Raw genomic sequence first — 22,609 nt, 5'->3', positions numbered from 1 at the left:
TCAGGAGAGCGGCGTCAGGCGCTTGCCCATGCTGATGTCGTCGACGTAGGCGCCGTCGATCAGGAACTCGTCGACGTGTCGGCCTTCGACGGCGTAACCGTGCCGTTCGTAGAGGCGTACCGCGCCGGTGTTGGTCGCCAGGACGCGCAGGCCCACCTTCTTCGCGCCATGTGCGCCGGCGCGGCGTTCGGCGGCCGAGAGCAGGGCCGAGGCGATGTTCCTGCGGCGGGCCTCCTCGGCCACCACCAGGTTCCACAGGCCGAAGACGTGAGCCCCTTCCGGGAAGGGGGTCGTCGGGTGGGTGCTCACGGCGCCGACGATCTGGCCGCCGAGAGCGGCGACCAGGTGGGTTTCGGGCCTGCGTCGTTCCGTGAAGTACGCCGTTCGCTCCTCGCTCAGGGTGGAGGGGAGCCCCGATCCGGCGGTCCACGCCGCACGGTCGAGGGTGCGGAGCGCGCCGTCGTCGTCGCTTGTGGCGGGCCGCACCAGGGGCCGCCAGTCAACGGTGCGCTCGTCCCCGGTCACGAATCGCAGCAGGTGGCGGGTGATGGTGTCCTCCACCGCGGCGACGGCGTCAGCCCCGCCGCCTTTGACGATCATGTCGAAGTGGGTCGCCGACGCCACGAGCAGGCAGGTGCCGCCACCGAACGTGATGGACAAGCGTTCCTCGTCGAGTTCGGTGGACGCCTCGTGCCCCAGGTGGGAGACGAGTTGCGTGATGTGGCGGCGGGGGCGGTCGGTGCTCAGGCGTGCGGTCGAGTAGAGCATCTGGTGCCTTTCCGGCAGTCGAGAGGTCGGCGCGGGTGGGTGCGTCGATCAGACAGAGGTCAGTACGTCGGTGTGGCTGTCCTCCGCCGGACTCTCCGGCTCGGAAGACCGCCGGAGCGCCGCCTCGACCCGACGGTTGCTGGTCATGGTCGCCGTGACGGCGGTCATGGCGAGAAGAAGGCCCGCGGCGGCGTAGAGCGGGGCGCGTACGTCGTAGGCGGTGGCCAGCCAGCCGCCGAGGAAGGCGCCGAGCGGGGCGGCGCACATGGCGAGCATGCGGGACGTGGAGGCGACCCGGCCCATCAGGTGGGCGGGGACGATCGTCTGTCGGAGGGAGGGGCCGAGCACCATCGTGGCGCCCATGCCCGCTCCGCAGACGGCGAGCGCGAGACCGGCGACGTACGGGTTCGGGGCGGCGGCCAGACCGAGGATGGCGAGCCCTTCGAGGGCGGCTGTGCAGGTCAGTGCGGTGCCGGTGCCGAGTCGTCGGCCGAGCTGAGAGGCGATTCCCGCGCCGAGCAGACCGCCGGTGGCCTCCGCGGTGAGGAGCAGGCCGAAGCCGTAGGTGTCGATGCCGAGGCGGTCGTGCGCGAACAGGGCGAGGACGGTCTCCACGGCGAGGAAGGCGACGTTCCCGACCGCCGGACGCAGCGCGAGGCCGAGCAGCAGCCGATCCCGGAAGACGTACGAGGCGCCGGCCCGCGCCTGCCGCAGCAGCGACTCACGGACCTGCGGCACGGGCCGGGGTACGGCGGGCAGCGACCGTACGAGCAGTGCGGAGAGCGCGAACGACACCGCGTCGGCGAGCAGCGGCACCGCCCGTCCGAGTGCGAGCAGGGCACTGCCCGCGGGCGGCCCCGCGAAGCCGGACATGGCGGTCTGGGCGCCGCGCAGGCGGGAGTTGGCGCGCTCCAGGAGTGCGGGGTGACGGCCGAGCAGGTCCGGCAGGTAGGCAGTGGCGGCCGTGTCGAAGAAGAGGCCGCCGAGGCCGAGCAGGAAGGCGACGGTCGCGAGCAGCGGAATGCTCAGCACGTCGAGCAGGGCCGCCGCCGCGGGTATCCCGAGCAGCACCGCACGCGCGGCATCCGTGATCCACATCGTGCGCCGACGGTCCCAGCGGTCCACGAGCGCACCGCCGAGCACTCCGAAGAGCAGCCACGGCAGCGTCCCCGCGGCCGCGACGACGGCGAGCGCCATCGGATCCCGCGTCAACGTCAACGCGAGCAGTGGCAACGCGGCACGCGACACCCCGTCGCCGAGTGAGGAGACCGTCTGCGCGGTCCACAGTCGTCCGAACCCGGTCGGCAACTTCTGTTGGTCTGCGGTCACTTGACGTCTCCTTCGGCCTGCTGGCGCCGGGCCGGGTGGAACAGCGCGAAGACGAGTGACGCGTCGGGCAGCGACGGATCCGACAGCTCCCGGTACTCGTCCGCGAGTGCCTGTAGCCGCGCCCCCAGCTCCGCGAACTGCTCCTCGGTGAGCCGCAGGTGGGCCATCCGTACGTGTCGCTCGCTCTGCGCCGGCGCCGCCTCCAGGTCGGCCACCGCATGCCGCATCAGCATGTCCGGCCCTCCCTCGCCCGGATCCGGCAGCACGATCGACCGCGCGGCCATCGCGTAGTACCGCTCGGTGACCCCCCGGACCTTCCGCGTCCGCACCACTGTGATGAGGCCGGCCCGCTCCAGCAGGCGTACGTGGTAGCTGGAACTTCCCTTCGCCAGGCCCACCCGCTCGGCGATCTGCGTGATCGTCGCGGGCTCGAAGCGGAGCATGGCCATGATCCGGTGACGGGTGAGATTGGAGACGGCACGTAGCTGCTCGTCGGTGGTGACGTGGACCGTCTCGGGGAGATCGTCGGTAGGCATGCGAGCAATGGTCAACGTTTCTTGACCATTGCGCAAGGGGTTTCGTGGTGCGGGATGTGAAAGGTGTGTGCAGGCTGTCCGGGGGTGCCGTGCCAGTCACCAATCCGTCAGCCGATGACCACGGCACGTGTTCGCCTCTACGCTCGTGGGCGTGCCCGGACCCGCAGAGAAGGCCACTGAACAGGACCGGCGCGACCTCATCGTCACGGTCGCGCGAGAGCTGGCCGAGGCGGAGGGCTGGGCGGGGATGACCACCCGACGGCTGGCCGAGCGAGCCGAGGTCGACGTCGGCGACCTCTACCGGCAGTTCGCGGACCTGGAGGCGTTGCTCGCCGCCGTCGCCGTGTGCGCCTTCGCCGACCTGGCCGCCGCTCTCGCGCAGGCGCACAGTCGGGCCGTCGACAGCCCCGAGGGCGTCTGGCCGGCGGTCGCCACCGCGTACCTCGACTTCGCGTACACGAATCCCGAGGTCTATGACGCGATGCTCGCGCTGACCCCCGACCTCGCCCTCGGCGTCGACGGCGTGCCGGCCGCGCCGCGGGCGGTCTTCGCCGAGCTGCGGGCGGCGCTGACCCCACTGGCGGCGGGCCGTGACCCGGACACCCTCGCGGAGGTGGGCTGGAGCCTGCTGCACGGCGTGGTGATGCTCACCCGGGGTGGCCGACTGCGACCCGAGGGGCAGGAGGATCGGGAGGCGCTGATCGCACGACGGCTACTGCGGTGGCCGTGACCACATCGGGCTCAGTTGAGGGGCTCGCGGTTGGCCGGGCCCTTGTCGACGAACCGGAACGTGGTCAGCGAGGTAGTGCCCAACTCCTTGAGAATCAGGCCGTTGCCCGCCTTGTGCTGCAGGAACCGGGTCTCGCTGCCGATCGCGTACGTCGCCTTGCCCTTGGGGGTGATCGTGAACCGCTGGATCGGATTGTCCTCGTCGCAGACGGCGGCCTCGATGGTCAGCTCCGGTTCGATGTCCAGGCCGTTGACCTGCCAGCAGGACGGATCGTCGTTGGCGGGGTGCCCGTCCTTCGTGCCGTACGCCTTGATGACGTACTGGCCGTTGCCGATCGGCGTCGGAACGAACAGGACACGGCCACCTGTGTCGCCGCCCTCCTCGAGCCGGCCGCTGAGTTCCAGCGTGCTCCCGGACCCCTGCACCCGCACCATCGAGACCTCACGCTTGCCGGACAACAGCGGGTCGGTCGCCGGTGGCGCGGCGCTCGGCGTCGCCGCCGCGGCGGTCGTGCTCGCCGCGGCGCCCGACGGCGACGCGGTGCCGGTCGGGGCGCCCGGCGCCTTGTCGGGACTGCTGCCGCACGCCACAAGCGCGCCGGCGCACGCCAGCAGCACCGCGCCGGCAACTCGATTCACCGTGGACATGGCGTACTCCTCGAACGGTCCCGGACTCTCGCCCGCCTATTCTGGGCCCTCGGCCTTCGGGCATCGCCGGTGCGGGGGAGGGACAGATGACTGTCGGCGAGACGGCGCGGCGGCAGGCGAAGGTGCTGATCTTCGACGCGGACGACACGTTGTGGGAGAACAACGTCGTCTTCGAGCGGGTGATCGACGACTTCCTGGCCTGGCTCGACCACCCCACGCTGGACCGGGCCGAGACCCGGGCGATCCTCGACGACATCGAGCGGGCCAACGCGGTGGCGCACGGGTACGGCAGCAAGGTCTTCCTCCGCAGCCTCGCCGAGTGCCTGGAGCGGCTGCGTGAACGGCCGGCCACCGACGCCGAGCGCCGGGAGATCGACCGGCTGGCCCTGGCGCTCGTGGAGCACCGGGTGGAGCTGATGCCCGGTGTCGCCGAGGCGCTCGACGAGTTGGCAGGCCGGCACGAACTGCTGCTGCTGACCAAGGGCGAGCGGGAGGAACAGCAGCGCAAGCTGGATGCCTGCGGCCTGCTGCACCACTTCCGGGCCGCGCACATCGTCGCCGAGAAGGACGTGGACACCTACCGGTGGCTCATCCGCGAGCACGGGTTCGAGCCGGCCAGCGCGTGGATGATCGGTAACTCCCCGAAGTCCGACATCCTCCCGGCGCGGGCGGCCGGGCTGAACGCGGTGTTCATTCCGAACGAGAACACGTGGGTGCTGGAGGACGACGAGTTGGACCCGACCGACGGCGGCGTGCTGCGCCTGGCCGCCTTCCGGGACCTGCTCCGACACTTCTGACCGTCGAACCCGAACAGCGTCGACGATCATGGTCTCGTTACGCGCACATGCCGCTTTTCGCCCTTGAGATCAGTCACGTCGCAGACGGCCCGGCGACGCTTGTCCGGCCCTCCGCGATCGGCCTAACCTGGGCCGGCGCTCACGGCCTTTCGGGGTGTGCCGGGGCGCACCGGCGTCCGGCAGGTGAGCACCGTGGAGCTGAGTGCAGGGCGGCCGGACCTCCCCGCCGAGCCGCGTGGCGTCGTGCCACGCCCACGCGCGTGGTGGGTGCCGGCCTGTCCGCTCCCCCGTCGGACGGCCGGGGGTCAGGACCGGGTAGTTGCGGACCCGGTCCTGACCCGGCCACTGCGATCGGTGCCGGCCCTGAAGCGCGGTGCCGGCCCTGAAGCGCGGTGCAGGCCCCTAAGCGCGGTGCCGGCCGTCGCCGGTGTGGCGGGCGTCCGACTCGTCGGACCCGCCGCGGACGATCGATATCGCCACCCGGCAGAACTCGTCCATGTCCGGGTTGAACCCGGCGGCGATGTCGGGATGCAACCCGGAGCGGGTCTCGTCCAACAGCCGCTGGCACACCGACTCGACAGGCTCACCGGCGTAGCCGGCCCGAATCCGGTCGGTGGCTGCCTGGAGAGCCGAGGTCAGCTGGTCCTCCAGCGGCCCGCGCAGCTTCTGCTGCACGGGATCGAGCCCGCGCGGGTCGAGCGTGACATGTGGCTCCGACATCGGTGCTCCCTTCGTCGGCGTCCGCGATACCCCACCGCGGCCGTCGGTCAAACGCCTGTCGGTACGGCGGCAACCCGAACCTGGTACGAGAAGTCCTCCGCCGGCTCCTCGTGGTACGACAAGCGGCGGATCTGCCTGTCGTCGTCGTAGAGAGCGACGTCCACCAGGACCCCGAGGTGCGCCAGGCCGATGGTGGAGACGCGCTTCTTGTCCTGCAACACCGCGCAGACGCCGCCGAGCAGGGTGCTGGCGTCGGACGTACGGTGCCCGGGCGGGCAGCGCAGAACCAGGTCCACCTCGATCGGCCCGGGCAACGGCGTCCAGCCGGTGCGCTGGGCCGCGCCCAGGGCGGCCTGGAGCAGGGTACGGACCCTCGTCGCCTGCCGATGCCCGGCGGCGAAGAGGGACAACGCTTCGGTCTTGACCGGTGGCAGGCCGCTCACCTCGAACGTCAGGGCGAGAGCGCGGGTGTCCTGCACGACGGCACCTCCCTCATTGGGACGATCCTGCCGAACCGGTGCAGCGGCGGTGGGACATTCCCGCGATAACCAACCGATCGGGCAGGCTGGGCCGGCCGGAGGCGTGTCGACGTCGGCGGCGAACGCGCCGGCTGCGGCGCTACGGAAACGCTAGCCGACGCCACCCGCGCTGGGTAGTCGGTCGTTCACCCGGTGGGGCGTGGCGCAAAGGCGCAGAACTCGTTGCCCTCCGGGTCGGCGAGCACCCACCAGTGCGCCTCGTCGCGCGGCTCGCGTACGAGCGTCGCGCCCGCGTCGAGCAACGCGGTCGGCTCGGGGGCGACCATCTCGACGTCCCAGTGCATCCGGTTCTTGACCGTCCTGGGCTCGGGCACCGCGGGGAAGACCCAGTGCTCCCAGGGGAACCCGGCCGCGCCGACCACCGACGCCGTGGACGGCCCGTGCTCGACCACGCCACCGACCACACCGGCCCACCAGGTGGCCTGCGCGGCAGGGCCGGCCGAGTCGACGACCAGCTCGAACGGGCCCGGCCGCGTGCCCTCGTGTGCCGGGAAAGCGCAGAACTCGTTGCCCTCCGGGTCGGCAAGCACCCACCAGGTGGCCGCACCGGCCGGCTTCCGGACCAACCGTGCGCCGGCCGCGAGCAACGCCGCCGGGTCCGCGTCGCCCAACCGCAGATCCAGGTGTACGCGAGTCTTGCCGACCCGCGGCTCGGGCACCTGGTTGACCCAGATCGACTCGGCGTCGGAACGCGCGGAGCGGGGGTCCACGCGTGTGTCGTCGCCGCCGGCGTCGGCCACGTCACCGTCGAGCATCCGGGCCCAGAAGGCGCCCAGCAGGCGTGCGTCCGAGGCGTCCAGGCAGAGGTCCTTGAAGCGTGCGATCACGCCCCCAGGATGCCCGATCAGTGTCGCTTGGCGTACGCGACGAATGCCTTCCAGGCCGTGGGGTCGACGCGCAGGGTGCCGCCCTCGCGGTCCTTGGTGTCGCGCACCAGCACCACGTGCGGCAGGTTGTCGGCGACCTCGACGCAGGCTCCGCCGTTGCCGCCGGACCTGGTCGACTTGCGCCACTGAGGGGTCAGCATGTCCATGACTTCGCCACTCTCTCGATCAGCTCGATGCTCTGCCGACGAGGGAGAGCCTCGCTGCGCACGATCTCCCACGTCTTCGCCAGCTTAGCCACGTCGGGCGGTGCATCGACGATCTGCGCCGTGAGTTGGTTGTCCGCATAGGTCACTCGCTCACCGTCGGGCATCTCGGCGATGATGAACTGACCGCCCATCCCCAGATACATCCCGGCGTCCACCGGCACGACGTGCACCTGGACATGCTCCGCCGTCGCCAACTGCGCCAGGTGCTCGCACTGCTCGACCATGAGGCCCGGCTGGTCGAGCACCGGCCGGCGCAGCACCGCCTCGTCCAGAACGGCGATGAGCTGCGGCGGACGCGGACGGTGCAGGATCGACTGCCGCTCCAACCGGGAGGCCACGATGCGGTCCACGTCCTCGGCGTCGAACCGGCCACCGGCCAGTGTGGCCCGCGCGTACCGCTCGGTCTGGAGCAGGCCCGGCACGTACGCCAACTCGAACCAGCGCAGCGTGGTCGCCTCGCGTTCGAACTCGATCCACTCGCGCAGCCAGGCCGGCTCGGCGTCGAGTCGGGCCAACCGATCCAGCATGCGCTGGAAGCGTCCGCTGGTCTCGTGGTGGGCGTCGACCGCCCGCATGTACTCCTTCGTGGGCGGTCGCCCGCCGGTCTCCACCGAGCTGACGTGCGAGCCGGAATAGCCGATTCCCCGGCCGAAGTCGTCCTGACTGAGCCCGAGCCCCGTGCGGAACAACCGCAGCTCCTCCAACACGTAGTCGGTGACGTTGCCCATCGAATCCCCAATCCCTGCCCAACCTGAACCGGCGTGTCCTTCGTGGCCGCTCGACCCGACCGCTGAGCTGCGCGGATGGCGCGAGCATGTATCGACCGTAGTCGGGTCCTCGCAAACTGTCACCAGTGGCGGGCTCGCTGGTGGCCGGACAGGCGGCGGCGGGCTCTGCGTCGGGGTCGCTCCCGTCCCCCCTTGCGGGAGCGACCCCCTTACCCAATCCCCGAGGAGGTCACCGTGCTGAGCCCGACAGACCACCACGACGAAACGTGGTGGCGGTGATGGTGGTGCGTCCACCCGTCCCGCACGTCGCCATGCGCCCGCTGTGGCGGTGCCGGAGCTGCGGCCGGGAGTGGCCCTGCCAGCCGGCCAAGCTGGCCCTGCTGACGGAGTACCGGACCAACCGGATCGGGCTGCTGATCTATCTCGGCACGCTTATGAACGAGGCGACGGCCCAGCTCACCCAGCTTCACCCGAACCACCCGCCGGCGAAGATGACCGAGCGCTTCCTCTCCTGGGCGAGGGCCCGCGGCTGAGGTCGCCGCTCAGCCAGCGGCGGGTCTGTGCGGTGACTTTCTGTTGGCGCCCGAGCGTGTCCCGCTGTGACAGGCAGGTTTCGTGACATGGCAGGTGGGGCAGTGTAGCCGCCAGGAGCATCCGGACCGGGGCGTTTCCGCAGCTCATTGGCCCGGAAAGGTCTCGCCGTGCGCCGGGGCACGGATGCCCCTCCCCGGTTTCTCGCCGAACAGAGGGGGAGGGCGATGACGGACCCCGAAACGGCTCGACACCGGCGTCGGCCGGTTGCCCGGCTCGGCGCCGCTGCCGCCGCGCTGGCGCTTGTCGCGCCGCTGGCCGCGTGCGGCGCCGACGACGGTGGCGGCGGTACGCCGACGATCAACCTGTACTACCCGCCGGAGCAGAACCTGCAGAAGGTGGTCGACGACTGCAACGCGCAGGCCCAGGGGCGATACAAGATCGTTTATCGGGTGCTGCCCCGGCAGGCCGACGACCAGCGGGTGCAGATGGTGCGCCGGCTGGCCGCCGAGGACAGCGGGATGGACGTCCTCGGCCTGGACGTCACCTGGACCCAGGAGTTCGCAAGCGCCGACTGGATCCGCGAGTGGACCGGCCAGGACCGCTCCGACGTCGAGCAGGGCACCCTCGCCGGGCCGCTGGACACCGCCCGCTACGAGGACAAGCTCTACGCCGCGCCGAAGAACACGAACGTCCAACTGCTCTGGTACCGCAAGGACCTGGTGCCGCAGCCGCCGACCACCTGGGACCAGATGATCACGGCTGCCCAGCAGCTCAAGGACCAGGGCAAGCCGTACCAGGTGCTCACCATGGGCGCTCAGTACGAGGGGCTGGTAGTCCTCTACAACACGCTTGCCGAGAGTGCCGGCGGGAAGGTCCTCTCCGACGACGGCAAGAAGGCCGTGATGGACGACGGCACGGTCCGGGCGCTGGAGCAGTTGAAGAAGTTCGCCACGTCGGGCGTGACGTCGCCGTCGTTCAGCAACGCCACCGAGGATCCGGTACGGCTGGAGTTCCAGTCCGGCTCTGGCGCGTTCCAGGTGAACTGGCCGTTCGTCTACCCGGCGTTGCAGGAGGCGAACCCGGAGCTGGCCAAGCAGGTCGGCTGGGCGCGGGTGCCCGGCGTCGACGAGAACACCCCCAGCAAGGTCACCATCGGCGGCGTGAACCTGGCGGTGAGCGCCTACTCCACGCACCCGGAGCAGTCGTTCGAGGCGGCCCGGTGTCTGCGTAGCCCCGAGCACCAGAAGTTCTCCGCAATCAACGACGGCGTCCCACCGACGATCGAGGCGGTCTTCGACGAGCCGGAGATGGCCGAGGCGTACCCCATGAAGGACACCATCCTCGAAGAGCTGAAGGACCCGGGGACCCGTCCGCTGACCCCGGCCTACCAGAGCATCTCGACAGTCATGTCGGCGATCCTGTCGCCGCCGTCGGCGATCCGTCCGCAGCAGACGGCCGACGAGCTGCGCGGCGCCATCGCCGACGCCCTTCAGTCCAAGGGGGTCCTGCCGTGAGTGTCAACGCCACGCCGGCCGGCGCGCAGGTGAGCGCCGAGGCGGAACGACCCAGCAGGGTGCCCACCCAGCGGGGCGGCCGTCGCAAGCCGCCGCTGAGTGAGAACAAGAAGGCCGAACGCCGGCTCGGCTGGCTGCTCTGCGCGCCCGCCGCGCTGGTGATGGTCGCGGTGACCGCGTACCCGATCATCTACTCGGTCTGGCTGTCGTTGCAGCGTTACGACCTGCGCTTCCCCGACCAGCGTGAGTTCATCGGGCTGGAGAACTACGTCACCGTGCTCACCAACGAGTTCTGGTGGACGGCGTTCGGGGTGACCGCGCTGATCACGGTGGTCACCGTGGCCGTCGAACTGGTGCTCGGCATGGGGCTGGCGCTGATCATGCACCGCACGCTTGTCGGGCGGGGCATCGTCCGCACCTCGGCGCTCATCCCGTACGGGATCGTCACGGTGGTCGCCGCGTTCTCCTGGCGGTACGCCTGGACGCCCGGCACCGGCTACCTGGCAGACCTGTTCAGCGACGGCGCTCCGCTCACCGAGCGGGCCAGCTCGCTGGCGATCATCATGCTCGCGGAGATCTGGAAGACCACCCCGTTCATGGCGCTGCTGCTGATGGCCGGGCTGGCGCTGGTCCCGGAGGACCTGCTCAAGGCCGCCTCCACCGACGGGGCGACCTCCTGGCAGAAGTTCACCAAGGTGATGCTGCCCGTGATGAAGCCGGCGATCCTTGTCGCGCTGCTGTTCCGCACCCTGGACGCGTTCCGGGTCTTCGACAACATCTTCGTGTTGACGGCAGGCGGCAACGAGACCTCATCGGTGTCGATGCTCGCCTACAACAACCTGATCCGGGGTCTGAACCTCGGCATCGGCTCCACGATGTCGGTCCTCATCTTCATCACCGTGGCGATCATCGCCTTCGTCTTCGTGAAGCTGTTCGGCACCGCTGCCCCCGGCAGCGACGACGGGGAGAGGCGCTGACATGGCTGTCGAAACCACCACCCGGGCGAAGCTGCGCTGGGGTCTGCTCGACGTTCTCGTGGTCGTCTTCGCGATGGTCCCGGTGCTGTGGATCGCCTCGCTGTCGTTCAAGACGCCGGCCACCCTCACCGACGGGAACTTCATCCCCCGGGAGTGGACGCTCGACAACTACAAGACGATCTTCGACACCGACCAGTTCGTCCGCGCGCTGGTCAACTCCATCGGCATCGCCCTGGTGGCCACGCTCGTCGCGGTCGTGCTCGGCGCGATGGCGGCGTACGCGATCAGTCGGCTGGACTTTCCCGGCAAGGGATTGCTGGTCGGGGTCTCCCTGCTGATCGCGATGTTCCCGCAGGTGTCACTCGTGTCGCCGCTGTTCGAGATCGAGCGTCAGCTCAAGATCTTCGACACCTGGGTGGGGCTGATCCTGCCGTACATCACCTTCGCGTTGCCGCTGGCGATCTACACGCTGTCGGCGTTCTTCAAGCAGATCCCCTGGGATCTGGAGAAGGCGGCGAAGATGGACGGCGCCACCCAGGCTCAGGCGTTCCGACGGGTGATCGCGCCACTGGCCGCGCCCGGCCTGTTCACCACGGCGATCCTGGTCTTCATCTTCTGCTGGAACGACTTCCTGTTCGCCATCTCGCTGACCTCCACCGAGCGGTCCCGCACGGTGCCGGCCGCGCTGTCGTTCTTCACCGGCGCGTCGCAGTTCGAGGACCCCACCGGGGCGATCTGCGCCGCCGCCGTGGTGATCACCGTACCGATCATCCTGTTCGTCCTCTTCTTCCAGCGCCGCATCGTGTCCGGCCTGACCTCCGGCGCAGTCAAGGGATAGGTGAGTAGTCATGGCTGACATCGTGCTCGACAAGGTGAGCAAGAGTTTCCCCGACGGGACCGTCGCCGTGCAGGACGTCGACCTGGAGATCGCCGACGGCGAGTTCGTCATCCTGGTCGGCCCGTCGGGCTGCGGGAAGTCGACCACCCTCAACATGATCGCGGGCCTGGAGGACATCACCTCCGGCGAGCTGCGCATCGCGGGCCAGCGAGTCAACGACAAGGCCCCGCGGGACCGGGACATCGCGATGGTGTTCCAGTCGTACGCGCTGTATCCGAACATGACCGTGCGGGAGAACATGGCGTTCCCGCTGCGGCTGGCGAAGCTGGACAAGGAGACCATCAACGCCAAGGTCGACGAGGCGGCCAAGGTGCTGGAGCTGGGGCCGCTGCTGGACCGCAAGCCGGCCAACCTCTCCGGTGGGCAGCGTCAGCGGGTGGCGATGGGCCGGGCGATCGTCCGCCAGCCCAAGGCGTTCCTCATGGACGAGCCGTTGTCCAACCTGGACGCGAAGCTGCGGGTGCAGATGCGCACCGTGGTGTCCCGCCTCCAGAAGCAGCTCGGCACCACCACCGTCTACGTCACCCACGACCAGACCGAGGCGATGACCCTCGGCGACCGGGTGGTCATCATGCGGGGTGGCGCGATCCAGCAGGTCGGGCCTCCGCAGGAGCTGTACGACCACCCCCGCAACCTGTTCGTGGCCGGCTTCATCGGCTCCCCGTCGATGAACTTCCTGCACGCCAAAGTGCAGGAAGGCAGCCTGCACACCGCGCTGGGCGAGGTGCCGCTCGGCGACCGGGTCCGCCGCGAGCTGGAGGCCGCCGACGCGCCCCGCGAGCTGATCCTCGGCGTACGCCCCGAGCACTTCGAGGACGCCGAACTGGTCGACGAGGACACCCGCCGCCGCGGCCTGGAGTTCGAGGCCCCGGTGGAGATCGTCGAGTCGATGGGCTCGGACAAGTACGTCTACTTCACCGTGGAGGGGGAGCGGGCCAGCGCCGCCGAGTTGGAGGAGCTGGCCGCCGACGCGGGGGCTGGCGACTTCGCGGGCGGCGGCGGCGGCAACCTGGTCACCCGGCTGTCGGCCGAGTCGCCTGTCGCGGAGGGGCAGTCCCGCCGGGTCTGGTTCAACCTGGAGAAGATCCACCTGTTCGACCCGACCAACGGCCGCAACCTCACCCTGCACGAGGGCCGGGCGGCCGGCGCACTGGCCGACTGACGGCGTCGACCACGTGGGGGCCGGCGGATCGCCCGCCGGCCCCGTCCGTGCCCTGCGCCGCGCCGCAGGTCGTGGCAAGGTGGTCGGAGGTCGCATCGTGAGGCGGGGGGCGTGATGGACCGACGACTGGCCGCGCTGGCCAAGGCGCACGGCGTGTCCACGTGGTACGAGGACTGGCGACACCGTCGCGTGGAGGTCGCGCCGGAGACCGTCGTGGGCGTGCTCGGCCTGCTGGGCGTGGACGCCACCAGCCCGGCTGCCGTGGCCGACGCGCTCGCCGCCGCCCGCGCGGTCGACCGGGCCGCGTTGCCGGCGACTGTGGTGCTGACCCACGGCACGACCCGGGCGCTGCCCGGCCCCGGTGTGGTGACCCTGGAGGACGGCGGCCGCCGCGACGTCGACGGCGAACTGCCGGGGGACCTGCCGCTGGGCTGGCACCGGTTGGGCTGCGCCGGCCGTGAGGTGACGCTCGTGGTGGTGCCCCGGCGGCTGCCCGCGCCGCCGCGCACCTGGGGTTGGATGCTCCAGCTCTACGCGCTCACCTCGGAACGCTCCTGGGGCATGGGCGACCTCGGGGACCTCGCCGAGTTCACCGGCTGGGCCGGTGCCACCGGCGCGGGTTTGGTGCTGCTCAACCCGCTGCACGCGGTGGGGCCCGCGCATCCGGTGGCCGCCTCACCGTATTCCCCGGCCAGTCGGCGCTTCGTCAACCCGCTCTACCTGCGCGTCAGCGACACCGCCGCGTACGCCGCGGCGGACCCGGCGACCCGGGCGGTGGTGGACGCGCTGCGCCCCGACCGTGGCGACCTGATCGACTACGACGTGGTGTGGACCGCCAAGCGGCACGCCCTGGAGCTGCTGCACCCGTACGCCCAGCCGGTCGACCTGGCCGCGGACCCGGCGCTCGCCAGCTTCGCCACCTGGTGCGCGCTGGCGGAGCGGCACGGCAACGACTGGCGTGCCTGGCCGGCGGAGCTGCACCACCCGGACGGCCCGGCGGTCGCCGAGCAGCGTCGGCAGCTCGCCGACCGGGTGGCCTTCCACGCCTGGCTGCAACACCTGTGCGACGAGCAGCTCGACGCCGTCACGGCGGCGGCCCGCGCGGCCGGGATGCCTGTCGGCGTGGTGCACGATCTGGCCGTCGGCATCGACCCGGGCGGCGCGGACGGCTGGCAGCTCGCCGACGTCCTCGCCCAGGGCGTGCGGGTCGGCGCCCCACCGGACGACTTCAACCAGCTCGGCCAGGACTGGGGCCTCGCCGCGTGGCGGCCGGACCGACTCGCCGAGACCGGGTACGCGGCGTACCGGGACATGTTGCGGCGGACCCTGCGGCACGCGGGCGGCCTCCGGGTCGACCACGTCGCGGGGCTGTGGCGGCTGTGGTGGGTGCCGCCGGGCGCCGGCGCCGCCGAGGGCACCTACGTCCGGTACGACGCCGAGGCGATGCTCGGCATCCTCGCGCTGGAGGCCCACCGGGCCGGCGCGGTGGTGGTCGGTGAGGATCTCGGGACGGTCCAACCCGTCGTGACCCGGGGTCTACGGGGGCGCAACATGCTCGGCTCGACAGTGCTGTGGTTCGCCCGGGACGACGACGGGAACTTCATCCCGCCGGCCCGCTGGCCGCGTAACGCGCTGGCCACCATCTCCACCCACGACCTGCCCACCGCGCCGGGCTTCCTTGCCGGCGAGCACGTCCGCGTCCGTGACGAGCTGAAGTTGCTCGGCACCGACGTGGCGGTCGAGCGCGCCCGGGCCGCCGCCGACCGCGAGCGGCTGCTGGCGATGCTGCGCGACGAGGCGCTGCTGCCCGAGCCGGCAGACGCGGGGTCGGCGGCCGACGGCGAGCCCGCCCCACCCGACGATGACGTGGTGGTGGCGATGCACGCCGCCCTCGCGGCCAGCCCCACCCGGCTGCTCGGCGTCTCCCTCTACGACGTGCTTGGTGAGGTGCGACAACCCAACATGCCGGGCACGGTCGACGAGTACCCGAACTGGCGGCTGCCGCTGCCGGCGACTGTGGCGCAGATCCGCGCCGATGAACGGGTGACCCGGATCGTCGACCTGCTCACCGCCGCGCGCCCCCGACCGGCCGCGCCGCCGGCGGGTGGCACGCGTCGGCCGGCGGCGAGCGGCGGTCAGGCCGACCAGTCGTAGCGGGCCGGCAGCCCGAGGAAGTCGGCGTACCGCCCCAGGGCCTGCTCCACCCGGGCCCGAACGCCCGCGTTCAGCGAGGTCAACGGCCGGATCGTCACGGTGACGGCGGTCCGGCCGAGCGTGCGCTTCCAGACGCCCACCACCCGGCCGGCGCGGACCACTGTCGCCTGGAAGATGCCGTTGTTTCCCGGCACCACGGCCGCCTGGTGCGCGGGGTCGAGCATCAGCGTGCGATCGCGGTAGCCGAGCAGGTACTCGTCGAAGCCGGGCAGCGCCAGCACGTCGTCGGGCGGGGTGCGCGGCGCATCGGCCAGCGCCGCGGCGACGTGCATCGGCTCGCCGTCGACACGTACCGTGCTCAGCAGGTCGCCGGCGGCGGCCAGGCCGCGCCGCGCGTCGGTCAGGGTGAGGCCGCTCCAGCCGGCGAACTCGCGGGCGGTGACCGGCCCGTGCCCCCGGACGTAGCGGTGGGCGAGCAGGGCCAACGCCTCGTCCCGCTCCAGCCGACGTTGCTCCGGCGCCCACTCGTCGAGCAGCGCGAACGTCTGGTCGCTTCCGACGTTCGGCGCCACGCAGGTCACCCCGCGCGCGCTCGCGTACCAGAGCAGGTGGTAGCCGCGCTGCTCGTCGGTCGACAGGCCCGCCGCGCGAAGGGCCGCCAGGCACTGCGCCCGGGTGAGCCGCCCCCCGCCGGCCAGCGCGGCGCCGAGCACGTCCAGCGCCCGGTCCGCGTCGGCCTCGGTGAGGCCGAGCTGCGCTCGACGGGTCGCCGCACCGGCAAGCGAGCGGACGCCGGTCAGCTCCAGCATCCAGCGGGTGTCGGCGGGGGGTACGAGGTGCACGGTGCCCCGCATCGGCCACGTCCGCAGGGCCTCACGGCGCTCCAGCGCGGCCTGCACGTCGGACCTGGTCCACCCCGGCAGCCGGGCGCCCAGCGACCACAGGCCGCTCGCCAGATCCTGCGCCTGCATCGCGCCGAACCACTCGACCACCTCGGCCACGTCAGCGGGCCGGACGGCCGGGTGTGGGCGCAGCAGCAGGCTCGTCATCCGCAGGTCGAGCGCCTCGGATGCGGTGAGCTCCCCGGTCATCGGGTCAGGGTAGGACACCCGACCGACAGCATCGCCTGCGCATAACGACCGGAGCAGCGGGAAGGCGGCCGACCGGAAGTACGCGAGCCGCGCGTACGAAAGGGGAGTCTCATGACTGCCGCAAGCGAGCCGGCCCGGGGCGCCGGCATGCCGGCCGGGTCCCGGACGCACCGGGCGTCCACCGATGCCAAGACCAGCGCGGCCGCCACCTTCGCACTGGTCTTCGGGGTGGCCGGCCTGTTCAGTGTGTTCACCGCGATCCTTGCCTGGCTGGGGCTGGTGCTCGGCATCATCGGGATCATCCTCGGCATCGTCGGGCTCAAGATGGCACGCCGACCGGGGGTGACCGGGCGCGGTGTGTCGATAGGCGGTCTGGTGCTCAGCATCCTGGCGGTGCTGATCGGCCTGGGCCTCGCCGCGGGCATCACCACTTTCGTCAACAACGAGAACGCCGTGAACCGCCTGCAGACCCAGGTCGACAAGCTGCGCGACAAGCTCGACTGACACGCGCGTGCCGGGGCTGGGCCGGCCCGGCACCCGGCCCGGCCGGCCCCAGTAGGGTGGGCGACGTGCTCCGCCAGGTCACCGCGATCCGTTACGTCACGCCGCTGCGCGAGGGTGGCTCGCTGCCAGGTGTCGTGGAGGCCGACGACCTCGGCACGTACGTGGCGAAGTTCCGAGGCGCCGGGCAGGGGCCCAAGGCGCTGGTCGCCGAGGTGATCTGCGGTGAGCTGGCCCGCCGCCTGGAACTGCGGGTGCCGCCGCTTGTGGTCCTCGACATCGACCCGGTGATCGGGCGGGCCGAGCCCGACCAGGAGGTGCAGGAGCTGCTGCGCAACAGCGGCGGCGCCAACCTGGGGATGGACTTCCTCCCGGGAGCGCTCGGCTTCGACCCGGTCGCGCACCCCGTCGACGAGGCGCTGGCCTCGCGGGTGCTCTGGTTCGACGCGTACGTGGAGAACGTCGACCGGAGCTGGCGTAACCCGAACCTGCTGGTCTGGCACCGGGAGCTGTGGCTCATCGACCACGGCGCCGCGCTGTACTTCCACCACAACTGGCCGCGCGCCGACGCCGCCGTGCACCGTGCCTACCGCGCGGACGATCACGTGCTGGAGCCGTACGCGTCACGGATGGCCGAGGCCGACGCCGAGCTTGCGCCCCGGGTCACCCCGGACCTCCTGCGGGAGGTGCTCGCGCTGGTGCCGGCCGAATGGCTGACCGCCGCCGACTTCGACTCGGCCGACGGCGCGCGGGAGGCGTACGTGGCGCACCTGTCGCGGCGGGTCGCCAGCCGGGCGGACTGGCTACCGGCGGGGGGCGTGGCATGAGGCATCCGTTCGAGTACGCCCTCATCCGGCTGGTGCCCCGCATCGAGCGCGGCGAGCAGATCAACGTCGGGGTGCTGCTCTACTGCCAGCAGCGCGACTTTCTGGCCGCGCGGACGCACCTGGACGCCGACCGGGTCCGGGCGCTGGCGCCCGATGTCGATCTGCCGGCGGTGGCCGCGGTGCTCGACTCCCTGGACCGGACCTGCTCCGGCGACGGGCCGGCGACCCGGATGCGGCTCGGTGAGCGGTTCCACTGGCTTGTCGCGCCCCGCAGCACGATGATCCAGGCCGGGCCGGTGCACACCGGGCTCACCGCCGGCCCGGCGGCGGAGCTGGACCGGCTGATGGCGACGCTGGTCCGCTGAGCGGGCCGGCGGTGGCCCGCGGGGGAGGCGTCCCCTGATCGCGCTACGCCAGCGTCGTTGCCGGCGGAGCGCGATCCCCCGTTCAGGCGCCCGGTGTCCGGGGGGCGCGGGAGCGCGCCGACACCGGATGGCATCAGGATCGCCGCACGCACGGGCGGCCGGGCCGGAACGACCGGGAACTTGCGGAAAACTTGAGCCCCGACTACCGGAAGCCCGCCGTCGGTCGTTTGTCACAGAACCCCAGGGGTAGTCGCGGGAGCTGACCCGAGACGAGAAGGGGACACATCTGATGGCTGCCCAGACCAAGGTAGCGGTGATCTATTACAGTGCCACCGGCATCACGTACCAGATGGCGCAGGCCGTGTGCGAGGCCGCCGGGGAAGCCGGCGCCGAGGTGCGCCTGCGCAAGGTGCGGGAGCTGGCGCCGGACGAGGCGATCCGCTCCAACTCCGGCTGGCAGGCACACCACCTGGAGACCCAGGACGTGCCCGAGGCGATGATCGACGACCTGGCCTGGGCCGACGTGGTGATCTTCGGATCGCCCACCCGGTACGGCATGATCGCCGCCCAGCTGAAGCAGTTCATCGACACCACCGGTCCGCTGTGGGCGCAGGGCGCGCTGGCCAACAAGGTCTACGCGGGTTTCACCTCGACGGCGACCTCGCACGGCGGTCAGGAGACCACCCTGACCTCGCTCTTCAACGTCTTCTACCACTGGGGTGGTGTCGTGGTGCCCCCCGGCTACACCGACTCCAGCCAGTTCATCGCCGGCAACCCGTACGGCGCCTCGCACACCAGCAACAACGGGGAGATCGCCCCGGACGCGGTGGCGCTTGGCGCGTGCGCCCTCACCGCCCGCCGGGCGGTGCTGATCGGCGCCGCGCTCAAGCAGGGCATGGCCGGCTGACCGACGCGGGCGACCGGTGGCGCGGGCGGGGGCTCTCGGCCCGCTCGCACCACCGGTCGCACCAGCCCTACCCCACAACGGCGGTGACCATGCCGTGCGGAGCCAGCAGACGTGCTGCGCCTGCCGGGCCGGACGCGGCTACGCCTGCCGGGCCGGACGCGGCGCCGGCAGCAGATCGGCAAGCAACTCGGTCAGCACTGTCACGCCGTCCGGGCTGAGCACCGACTCCGGGTGAAACTGCACCCCCGCGAAACCCTGCCCGCGCAGGGCGTGCACGGACCCGTCGCGCTCGTCGCGGGCCAGTTCCACCGTCCCGTACGCGGTGTCCAGCCGGTCCACGTCGGCCCGCGCGGTGAACGAGGAGTAGAAGCCGACCCGGCGGGCCCGGCCGAACAGAGCGACCTCCCGCTGCAACCCCTGATAAGGCGCGTCCCGGCGGTGCAGGGGCAACCCCAGCAGCCCGGCCAGCACCTGGTGCCCCAGGCAGACCGCGAGAGTGGGTCGGCCGGTCGCCAGCAGCCCGTCCAGCAGCTCCCGCAACGCGGCCATCTTCGGGTCGTCCGGGCTGCCCGGGTCGCCCGGTCCCGGCCCGGCGACCACGAGGTCGTACTCGTCGACCGGGCCGCCGGCGTGCCAGGGCCGCAGCGTGACCGCCAGACCCAACGCGCCCAACTGGTGCGCCAACATGCCGGTGAAGGTGTCCTCGGCGTCCACGATCAGTGCCCGCAGACCTACCAACCCGGGCAGCCCCGGCGCGTCAGGTGCCCGCTGGTCCAGCCAGAACCGGGCCAGCGGGGTGTTCCGCGCGGCGAGCGCGTCGCGTACCGCCGGGTCGTCGGCCAGCCGCACGACCGGCCCGCGGTCGCCGGCGGGCGCCGCCGGGCCGAGACCGAGCGCGGCCAGCACCCCGGCCGCCTTGGCGTGCGTCTCGGCCACCTCGCCGGCCGCCGTCGAATGCCGGACCAGGGTGGCGCCGACCGGCACCCGCAGCCGGCCGGTGGGGGAGATCTCGGCGGTACGGATCAGGATCGGCGCGTCAAGCGTCTGGCGGCCGGCGTCGTCGTGACCGAGCAGGGCCAGCACACCCGCGTAGTAGCCCCGGCCCCGGCGCTCGTGCCTGGCGATCACCCGGCAGGCGTTCTCCATCGGGCTGCCCGTCACGGTGGGCGCGAACATCGTCTCCCGCAGCACCTCCCGCACGTCGCGGGTGCCCCGCCCGGCGAGCAGGTACTCGGTGTGCGCCAGGTGCGACATCTCCTTCAGGTACGGGCCGATGACCTGGCCGCCGTGCTCGGCGACGGTCGCCATCATCTTCAGCTCCTCGTCGAGCACCATGTACAGCTCCTCGACCTCCTTCGGGTCGGCGAGGAATCGCAGCAGCGCCTCCCGGTTCGGGGTGTCGCCGCCGGGCCGGAAGGTGCCGCTGATCGGGTTCATCATCACGAGCCCGTCGTCGACGCTCACGTGGCGTTCGGGGCTCGCACCGACCAGGGTCCGCGTGTCGGTGTGCACCACGAACGTCCAGTAGGCGCCGCGCTCGGCGACCAGCAGGCGACGCAGCGCGGCCAGCGCGGCCACCAGCGGGGCGCCCTGCACGGTGGCGTGCAGGGTGCGGTGGATGACGAAGTTCGCGCCCTCGCCGCGGCCGATCTCCTCGGTGAGCACCTGCTGCACGATCCGCGCGTACTCCTCGTCGCTGACGTCGAACGCGGCGTCGCGGGTGCGGACCGGCTGGTCGGGAAGCGCGGCCAGGGCCTCGGCCAGGGGAATCCGGTGGTGCTCGCCGACCTGGAGACACTCCAGCGGGGCGTCGTCGTCGACGCAGGCGAAGCCGCGTTCGGCGATCTGCCGGTACGGCACCAGGGCCAGCGTCCGCGCCCCGGGCGCACCCGGCGACAGCGGGATGTCCGCCAGCCGGTCGACGGTGGTGACGACGCCGGTGAAGAGTTCCAGCTCGTCGGCGCCCTCGCGGCGCAGCAACGCGAACGGGCCGGGGTCGTCGCCACGGGAGATGGCGGCGAGCAGGTCGGTCAGGTGGGTCAGGCTGGTCATCGTGGTCTCCGTGGGCCGGGCGCCGCCAGCGGTGGCGGCCATCCGGGCCGGGAGATCCGGCGGCCGCCTCGGTGGCGGCCGCGTGGATGAAGCTACGCGCGGGGGGTGGCCGCCGGGTCGGCGGGCCACCAGGAGGTTGGGTGCGCGAGCATGCGATCCACCTTACGCGGTCGCGGCCCGGCTCGGGACCCCTTCGGGCGTACCGGTGTGCCCGGCCGGACCACCGTTACCGCGCGCCCGGCACCGGGTAACTTGACCGGCGATGAACATTCTCGCGCTCGACCTGGGCACCTCCTCCGTACGGGGGCTGGTGCTTGATGGGGAGACCCAGCCACTGCCCGGCGCCCTGGCCCGGCGGAAGGTCAACCTCGCCATCGGTGACGACGGCACCGGCACGCTCTCCGGCCCCGACTACCTCGCCTGCCTCATCGAGTGTCTGGACGAGCTGGCCGAGGCGGGGCACCTGCACGACGTCGACCTGGTGGCGACCTCCGCGCAGTGGCACTCGGTGCTTCCGCTGGACCGCGACGGCAGCCCGCTGGGCCCGGTCGTCACCTGGCTGGACACCCGGCCCAGGCCGGTCGGCGACACGTCGGGCCCCGCCGACCCGGACGGGTTCCACCAGCGCACCGGCTGCTGGTGGCACCGCTCCTACTGGTCGATGCGCCTGCCCTGGCTGCGGGAACAGTCCGGCACGCCCATCGCCCGGTTCGTCGGCCTGCCGGAGTACGTGCTGGGCGAGCTGCTGCAGGCGGCGCCCATGTCGGTCTCCCAGGCCTCCGGAACCGGCCTGCTGGACCTGAGCAGCCTGCGCTGGGACGAGGAGGCGTTGACGCTTGCCGGCGCGCGACCGCGCGACCTGCCGTCCCTGGGCGAGCTGGACTGGCACGGCCGGCTCCGACCCGACCGCGCCCGCCGCTGGCCGCAGTTGGCCGAGGCCCGGTGGGCGCCGCCGGTGGGTGACGGCGGGGCGTCGAACGTCGGTTCGGGCTGCGCCGACCCGAGCCGGGCCGCGGTCACGGTGGGCACCTCCGCGGCCGTACGCCTGATGCAGCGGATCCCGGCCGGAGAGCCGCTGCCGCGGCTGCCCGAACGACTCTGGCGCTACCGGGTCGACCACGACCACGTGGTGACAGGTGCGGCGTACTCCAGCGGTGGCAACCTGTTCGCCTGGGCCAACCGGGAGCTGCGACTGCCCAGCGGCGACGAGCTGGACGCGGCGCTGGCGTTGGTGCCGGCGGGCGGCGGTCGGCCGGCCGACAGCCGTTTCGGGGGTGACCGTCCCCCGGGCTTGGCCCCGGCGGGCTCGGGTGAGCTGCGCGGTCTGAGCTTCAGCACCACTGCTGTGGACATCCTGGCCGGGTTGATGCAGGGGCTGTGCGAGCTGGTCGCGGACGATCTCGCGGTGCTGGAGTCCACTGTCGACAAGCCGGTCGGGGTGGTGCTGGGTGGCGGCGCGGTGGCCGCCTCGGTGTGGTGGCGGCAGGCGTTCGCCGCCGCGCTCGCGCCGCGACCGGTGTCGCACCAACGCAATCCGGAGATCGGCGCCACCGGCGCCGCGCTGGTGGCGCTGGGCCGCCTTGGCGCGGCGGCCGAGCTCGCCGACATCGGCCGGACGGATGAGCTGGTCTTACCGACCACGACAGGACGTTCCCACCCGCAGTATCCTTCCTGAACTTTCGCCCTGCCCGGGCCGTTGACAGAGCTACCGAGCCTGGTTGGATGGACTGCGCTCCCCGG

24 protein-coding genes are annotated in these 22,609 nt (G+C 71.9%); 13 read left to right on the top strand and 11 right to left on the bottom strand.

What is annotated here, in order from left to right; all coding sequences use genetic code 11:
* Genes OOJ91_RS09380 through OOJ91_RS09370 form a run of 3 tightly spaced genes read right to left on the bottom strand, consistent with a single transcriptional unit; the run spans position 1 to position 2,633 of the window.
* Complete coding sequence (locus OOJ91_RS09380) at positions 1-768, bottom strand: GNAT family N-acetyltransferase (protein WP_266244244.1); 768 nt, start codon at positions 766-768, stop codon at positions 1-3.
* Between the two features lie 48 nt (positions 769-816).
* Positions 817-2,097, bottom strand: a complete 1,281-nt coding sequence (locus tag OOJ91_RS09375; protein ID WP_266244243.1) for an MFS transporter — start codon at positions 2,095-2,097, stop codon at positions 817-819.
* Positions 2,094-2,633 carry an ArsR/SmtB family transcription factor gene (locus tag OOJ91_RS09370; RefSeq protein WP_266244242.1) on the bottom strand — a complete coding sequence of 180 codons (540 nt, stop codon included), beginning with the start codon at positions 2,631-2,633 and terminating at the stop codon, positions 2,094-2,096. Before OOJ91_RS09370 ends, OOJ91_RS09375 begins: the two co-directional genes overlap by 4 nt.
* Before the next feature lie 151 nt (positions 2,634-2,784).
* Here OOJ91_RS09370 and OOJ91_RS09365 point away from each other — a divergent pair, with 151 nt between their 5' ends.
* On the top strand, positions 2,785-3,363 hold the full coding sequence (locus tag OOJ91_RS09365) for a TetR/AcrR family transcriptional regulator (protein WP_266244241.1): 579 nt from the start codon (positions 2,785-2,787) through the stop codon (positions 3,361-3,363).
* 11 nt (positions 3,364-3,374) lie between these two features.
* Here the strand turns inward: OOJ91_RS09365 and OOJ91_RS09360 are convergent, their stop codons facing one another.
* Complete coding sequence (locus tag OOJ91_RS09360) at positions 3,375-4,010, bottom strand: hypothetical protein (RefSeq protein WP_266244240.1); 636 nt, start codon at positions 4,008-4,010, stop codon at positions 3,375-3,377.
* Between the two features lie 86 nt (positions 4,011-4,096).
* On the opposite strand from OOJ91_RS09360, the gene OOJ91_RS09355 reads away from it, so the two are divergent.
* On the top strand, positions 4,097-4,807 hold the full coding sequence (locus tag OOJ91_RS09355; RefSeq protein ID WP_266244239.1) for an HAD family hydrolase: 711 nt from the start codon (positions 4,097-4,099) through the stop codon (positions 4,805-4,807).
* 402 nt (positions 4,808-5,209) lie between these two features.
* On the opposite strand, the gene OOJ91_RS09350 is transcribed toward OOJ91_RS09355, so the two are convergent.
* The 5 genes from OOJ91_RS09350 to OOJ91_RS09330 all read right to left on the bottom strand — a co-directional run bounded on the left by OOJ91_RS09350 (position 5,210) and on the right by OOJ91_RS09330 (position 7,887).
* Entirely contained in the window at positions 5,210-5,527 is a 318-nt protein-coding gene (locus OOJ91_RS09350; RefSeq protein WP_266244238.1) for a hypothetical protein, read from the bottom strand.
* Between the two features lie 47 nt (positions 5,528-5,574).
* Complete coding sequence (locus OOJ91_RS09345; RefSeq protein WP_266244237.1) at positions 5,575-6,006, bottom strand: hypothetical protein; 432 nt, start codon at positions 6,004-6,006, stop codon at positions 5,575-5,577.
* A 185-nt stretch (positions 6,007-6,191) separates the two neighbouring features.
* Positions 6,192-6,893 carry a VOC family protein gene (locus tag OOJ91_RS09340; protein ID WP_266244236.1) on the bottom strand — a complete coding sequence of 234 codons (702 nt, stop codon included), beginning with the start codon at positions 6,891-6,893 and terminating at the stop codon, positions 6,192-6,194.
* A gap of 17 nt (positions 6,894-6,910) precedes the next feature.
* The gene (locus OOJ91_RS09335; RefSeq protein ID WP_266244235.1) at positions 6,911-7,093 is read right to left on the bottom strand and encodes a DUF397 domain-containing protein; all 183 of its coding nucleotides are present in this window, start codon (positions 7,091-7,093) and stop codon (positions 6,911-6,913) included.
* Entirely contained in the window at positions 7,087-7,887 is an 801-nt protein-coding gene (locus tag OOJ91_RS09330) for a helix-turn-helix domain-containing protein (protein WP_266244234.1), read from the bottom strand. The genes OOJ91_RS09335 and OOJ91_RS09330 overlap by 7 nt, the downstream gene beginning before the upstream one ends.
* Before the next feature lie 278 nt (positions 7,888-8,165).
* Here OOJ91_RS09330 and OOJ91_RS09325 point away from each other — a divergent pair, with 278 nt between their 5' ends.
* The 6 genes from OOJ91_RS09325 (at position 8,166) to malQ (ending at position 15,126) form a co-directional block, all read left to right on the top strand.
* Entirely contained in the window at positions 8,166-8,420 is a 255-nt protein-coding gene (locus OOJ91_RS09325; protein WP_266244233.1) for a flavin reductase, read from the top strand.
* A 225-nt stretch (positions 8,421-8,645) separates the two neighbouring features.
* On the top strand, positions 8,646-9,935 hold the full coding sequence (locus OOJ91_RS09320) for an ABC transporter substrate-binding protein (RefSeq protein ID WP_266244232.1): 1,290 nt from the start codon (positions 8,646-8,648) through the stop codon (positions 9,933-9,935).
* On the top strand, positions 9,932-10,912 hold the full coding sequence (locus OOJ91_RS09315) for a carbohydrate ABC transporter permease (protein WP_323178431.1): 981 nt from the start codon (positions 9,932-9,934) through the stop codon (positions 10,910-10,912). The genes OOJ91_RS09320 and OOJ91_RS09315 overlap by 4 nt, the downstream gene beginning before the upstream one ends.
* Position 10,913: 1 nt before the next feature.
* Positions 10,914-11,750 carry a carbohydrate ABC transporter permease gene (locus tag OOJ91_RS09310; protein ID WP_266244231.1) on the top strand — a complete coding sequence of 279 codons (837 nt, stop codon included), beginning with the start codon at positions 10,914-10,916 and terminating at the stop codon, positions 11,748-11,750.
* A 10-nt stretch (positions 11,751-11,760) separates the two neighbouring features.
* Positions 11,761-12,972 carry an ABC transporter ATP-binding protein gene (locus OOJ91_RS09305; RefSeq protein WP_266244230.1) on the top strand — a complete coding sequence of 404 codons (1,212 nt, stop codon included), beginning with the start codon at positions 11,761-11,763 and terminating at the stop codon, positions 12,970-12,972.
* 114 nt (positions 12,973-13,086) lie between these two features.
* Positions 13,087-15,126 carry a 4-alpha-glucanotransferase gene (malQ, locus tag OOJ91_RS09300; protein WP_266244229.1) on the top strand — a complete coding sequence of 680 codons (2,040 nt, stop codon included), beginning with the start codon at positions 13,087-13,089 and terminating at the stop codon, positions 15,124-15,126.
* On the opposite strand, the gene OOJ91_RS09295 is transcribed toward malQ, so the two are convergent.
* Positions 15,108-16,217 carry a winged helix DNA-binding domain-containing protein gene (locus OOJ91_RS09295; RefSeq protein ID WP_266244228.1) on the bottom strand — a complete coding sequence of 370 codons (1,110 nt, stop codon included), beginning with the start codon at positions 16,215-16,217 and terminating at the stop codon, positions 15,108-15,110. The two genes, malQ and OOJ91_RS09295, sit on opposite strands and share 19 nt — an antisense overlap.
* Positions 16,218-16,328: 111 nt before the next feature.
* Here OOJ91_RS09295 and OOJ91_RS09290 point away from each other — a divergent pair, with 111 nt between their 5' ends.
* The 4 genes from OOJ91_RS09290 (at position 16,329) to wrbA (ending at position 18,817) form a co-directional block, all read left to right on the top strand.
* A complete protein-coding gene (locus OOJ91_RS09290; protein WP_266244227.1) occupies positions 16,329-16,721 on the top strand; it encodes a hypothetical protein in 393 nt (130 codons plus the stop codon).
* A gap of 65 nt (positions 16,722-16,786) precedes the next feature.
* Positions 16,787-17,545, top strand: a complete 759-nt coding sequence (locus OOJ91_RS09285; RefSeq protein WP_266244226.1) for a HipA family kinase — start codon at positions 16,787-16,789, stop codon at positions 17,543-17,545.
* Positions 17,542-17,910, top strand: a complete 369-nt coding sequence (locus tag OOJ91_RS09280; RefSeq protein WP_266244225.1) for a DUF3037 domain-containing protein — start codon at positions 17,542-17,544, stop codon at positions 17,908-17,910. Before OOJ91_RS09285 ends, OOJ91_RS09280 begins: the two co-directional genes overlap by 4 nt.
* A 289-nt stretch (positions 17,911-18,199) precedes the next feature.
* On the top strand, positions 18,200-18,817 hold the full coding sequence (wrbA, locus tag OOJ91_RS09275) for an NAD(P)H:quinone oxidoreductase (protein ID WP_266244224.1): 618 nt from the start codon (positions 18,200-18,202) through the stop codon (positions 18,815-18,817).
* Between the two features lie 138 nt (positions 18,818-18,955).
* On the opposite strand, the gene OOJ91_RS09270 is transcribed toward wrbA, so the two are convergent.
* Complete coding sequence (locus OOJ91_RS09270) at positions 18,956-20,860, bottom strand: anthranilate synthase family protein (protein WP_266245329.1); 1,905 nt, start codon at positions 20,858-20,860, stop codon at positions 18,956-18,958.
* Between the two features lie 271 nt (positions 20,861-21,131).
* Here OOJ91_RS09270 and OOJ91_RS09265 point away from each other — a divergent pair, with 271 nt between their 5' ends.
* Entirely contained in the window at positions 21,132-22,544 is a 1,413-nt protein-coding gene (locus tag OOJ91_RS09265) for an FGGY family carbohydrate kinase (protein ID WP_266244223.1), read from the top strand.
* The last annotated feature ends 65 nt before the right edge of the window (positions 22,545-22,609 follow it).

Source organism: Micromonospora lupini (genome assembly GCF_026342015.1).
In the GTDB taxonomy this organism is placed as follows: Bacteria; Actinomycetota; Actinomycetes; order Mycobacteriales; family Micromonosporaceae; genus Micromonospora; species Micromonospora lupini_B.
Note: the sequence above shows the minus strand (reverse complement) of the source record. Positions and strands in the feature narration are given on the sequence as shown.

Bases quoted from the DNA above. Each gene is read 5' to 3' on its own strand.
- OOJ91_RS09305 (WP_266244230.1), top strand. From the start codon at position 11,761: ATGGCTGACATCGTGCTCGACAAGGTGAGCAAGAGTTTCCCCGACGGG.
- malQ (WP_266244229.1), top strand. From the start codon at position 13,087: ATGGACCGACGACTGGCCGCGCTGGCCAAGGCGCACGGCGTGTCCACG.
- OOJ91_RS09265 (WP_266244223.1), top strand. From the start codon at position 21,132: ATGAACATTCTCGCGCTCGACCTGGGCACCTCCTCCGTACGGGGGCTG.
- OOJ91_RS09320 (WP_266244232.1), top strand. From the start codon at position 8,646: ATGACGGACCCCGAAACGGCTCGACACCGGCGTCGGCCGGTTGCCCGG.
- OOJ91_RS09335 (WP_266244235.1), bottom strand. From the start codon at position 7,093: ATGCTGACCCCTCAGTGGCGCAAGTCGACCAGGTCCGGCGGCAACGGC.
- OOJ91_RS09370 (WP_266244242.1), bottom strand. From the start codon at position 2,633: ATGCCTACCGACGATCTCCCCGAGACGGTCCACGTCACCACCGACGAG.
- OOJ91_RS09290 (WP_266244227.1), top strand. From the start codon at position 16,329: ATGACTGCCGCAAGCGAGCCGGCCCGGGGCGCCGGCATGCCGGCCGGG.
- OOJ91_RS09280 (WP_266244225.1), top strand. From the start codon at position 17,542: ATGAGGCATCCGTTCGAGTACGCCCTCATCCGGCTGGTGCCCCGCATC.
- wrbA (WP_266244224.1), top strand. From the start codon at position 18,200: ATGGCTGCCCAGACCAAGGTAGCGGTGATCTATTACAGTGCCACCGGC.
- OOJ91_RS09330 (WP_266244234.1), bottom strand. From the start codon at position 7,887: ATGGGCAACGTCACCGACTACGTGTTGGAGGAGCTGCGGTTGTTCCGC.
- OOJ91_RS09380 (WP_266244244.1), bottom strand. From the start codon at position 768: ATGCTCTACTCGACCGCACGCCTGAGCACCGACCGCCCCCGCCGCCAC.
- OOJ91_RS09325 (WP_266244233.1), top strand. From the start codon at position 8,166: ATGGTGGTGCGTCCACCCGTCCCGCACGTCGCCATGCGCCCGCTGTGG.
- OOJ91_RS09350 (WP_266244238.1), bottom strand. From the start codon at position 5,527: ATGTCGGAGCCACATGTCACGCTCGACCCGCGCGGGCTCGATCCCGTG.
- OOJ91_RS09360 (WP_266244240.1), bottom strand. From the start codon at position 4,010: ATGTCCACGGTGAATCGAGTTGCCGGCGCGGTGCTGCTGGCGTGCGCC.
- OOJ91_RS09295 (WP_266244228.1), bottom strand. From the start codon at position 16,217: ATGACCGGGGAGCTCACCGCATCCGAGGCGCTCGACCTGCGGATGACG.
- OOJ91_RS09355 (WP_266244239.1), top strand. From the start codon at position 4,097: ATGACTGTCGGCGAGACGGCGCGGCGGCAGGCGAAGGTGCTGATCTTC.
- OOJ91_RS09310 (WP_266244231.1), top strand. From the start codon at position 10,914: ATGGCTGTCGAAACCACCACCCGGGCGAAGCTGCGCTGGGGTCTGCTC.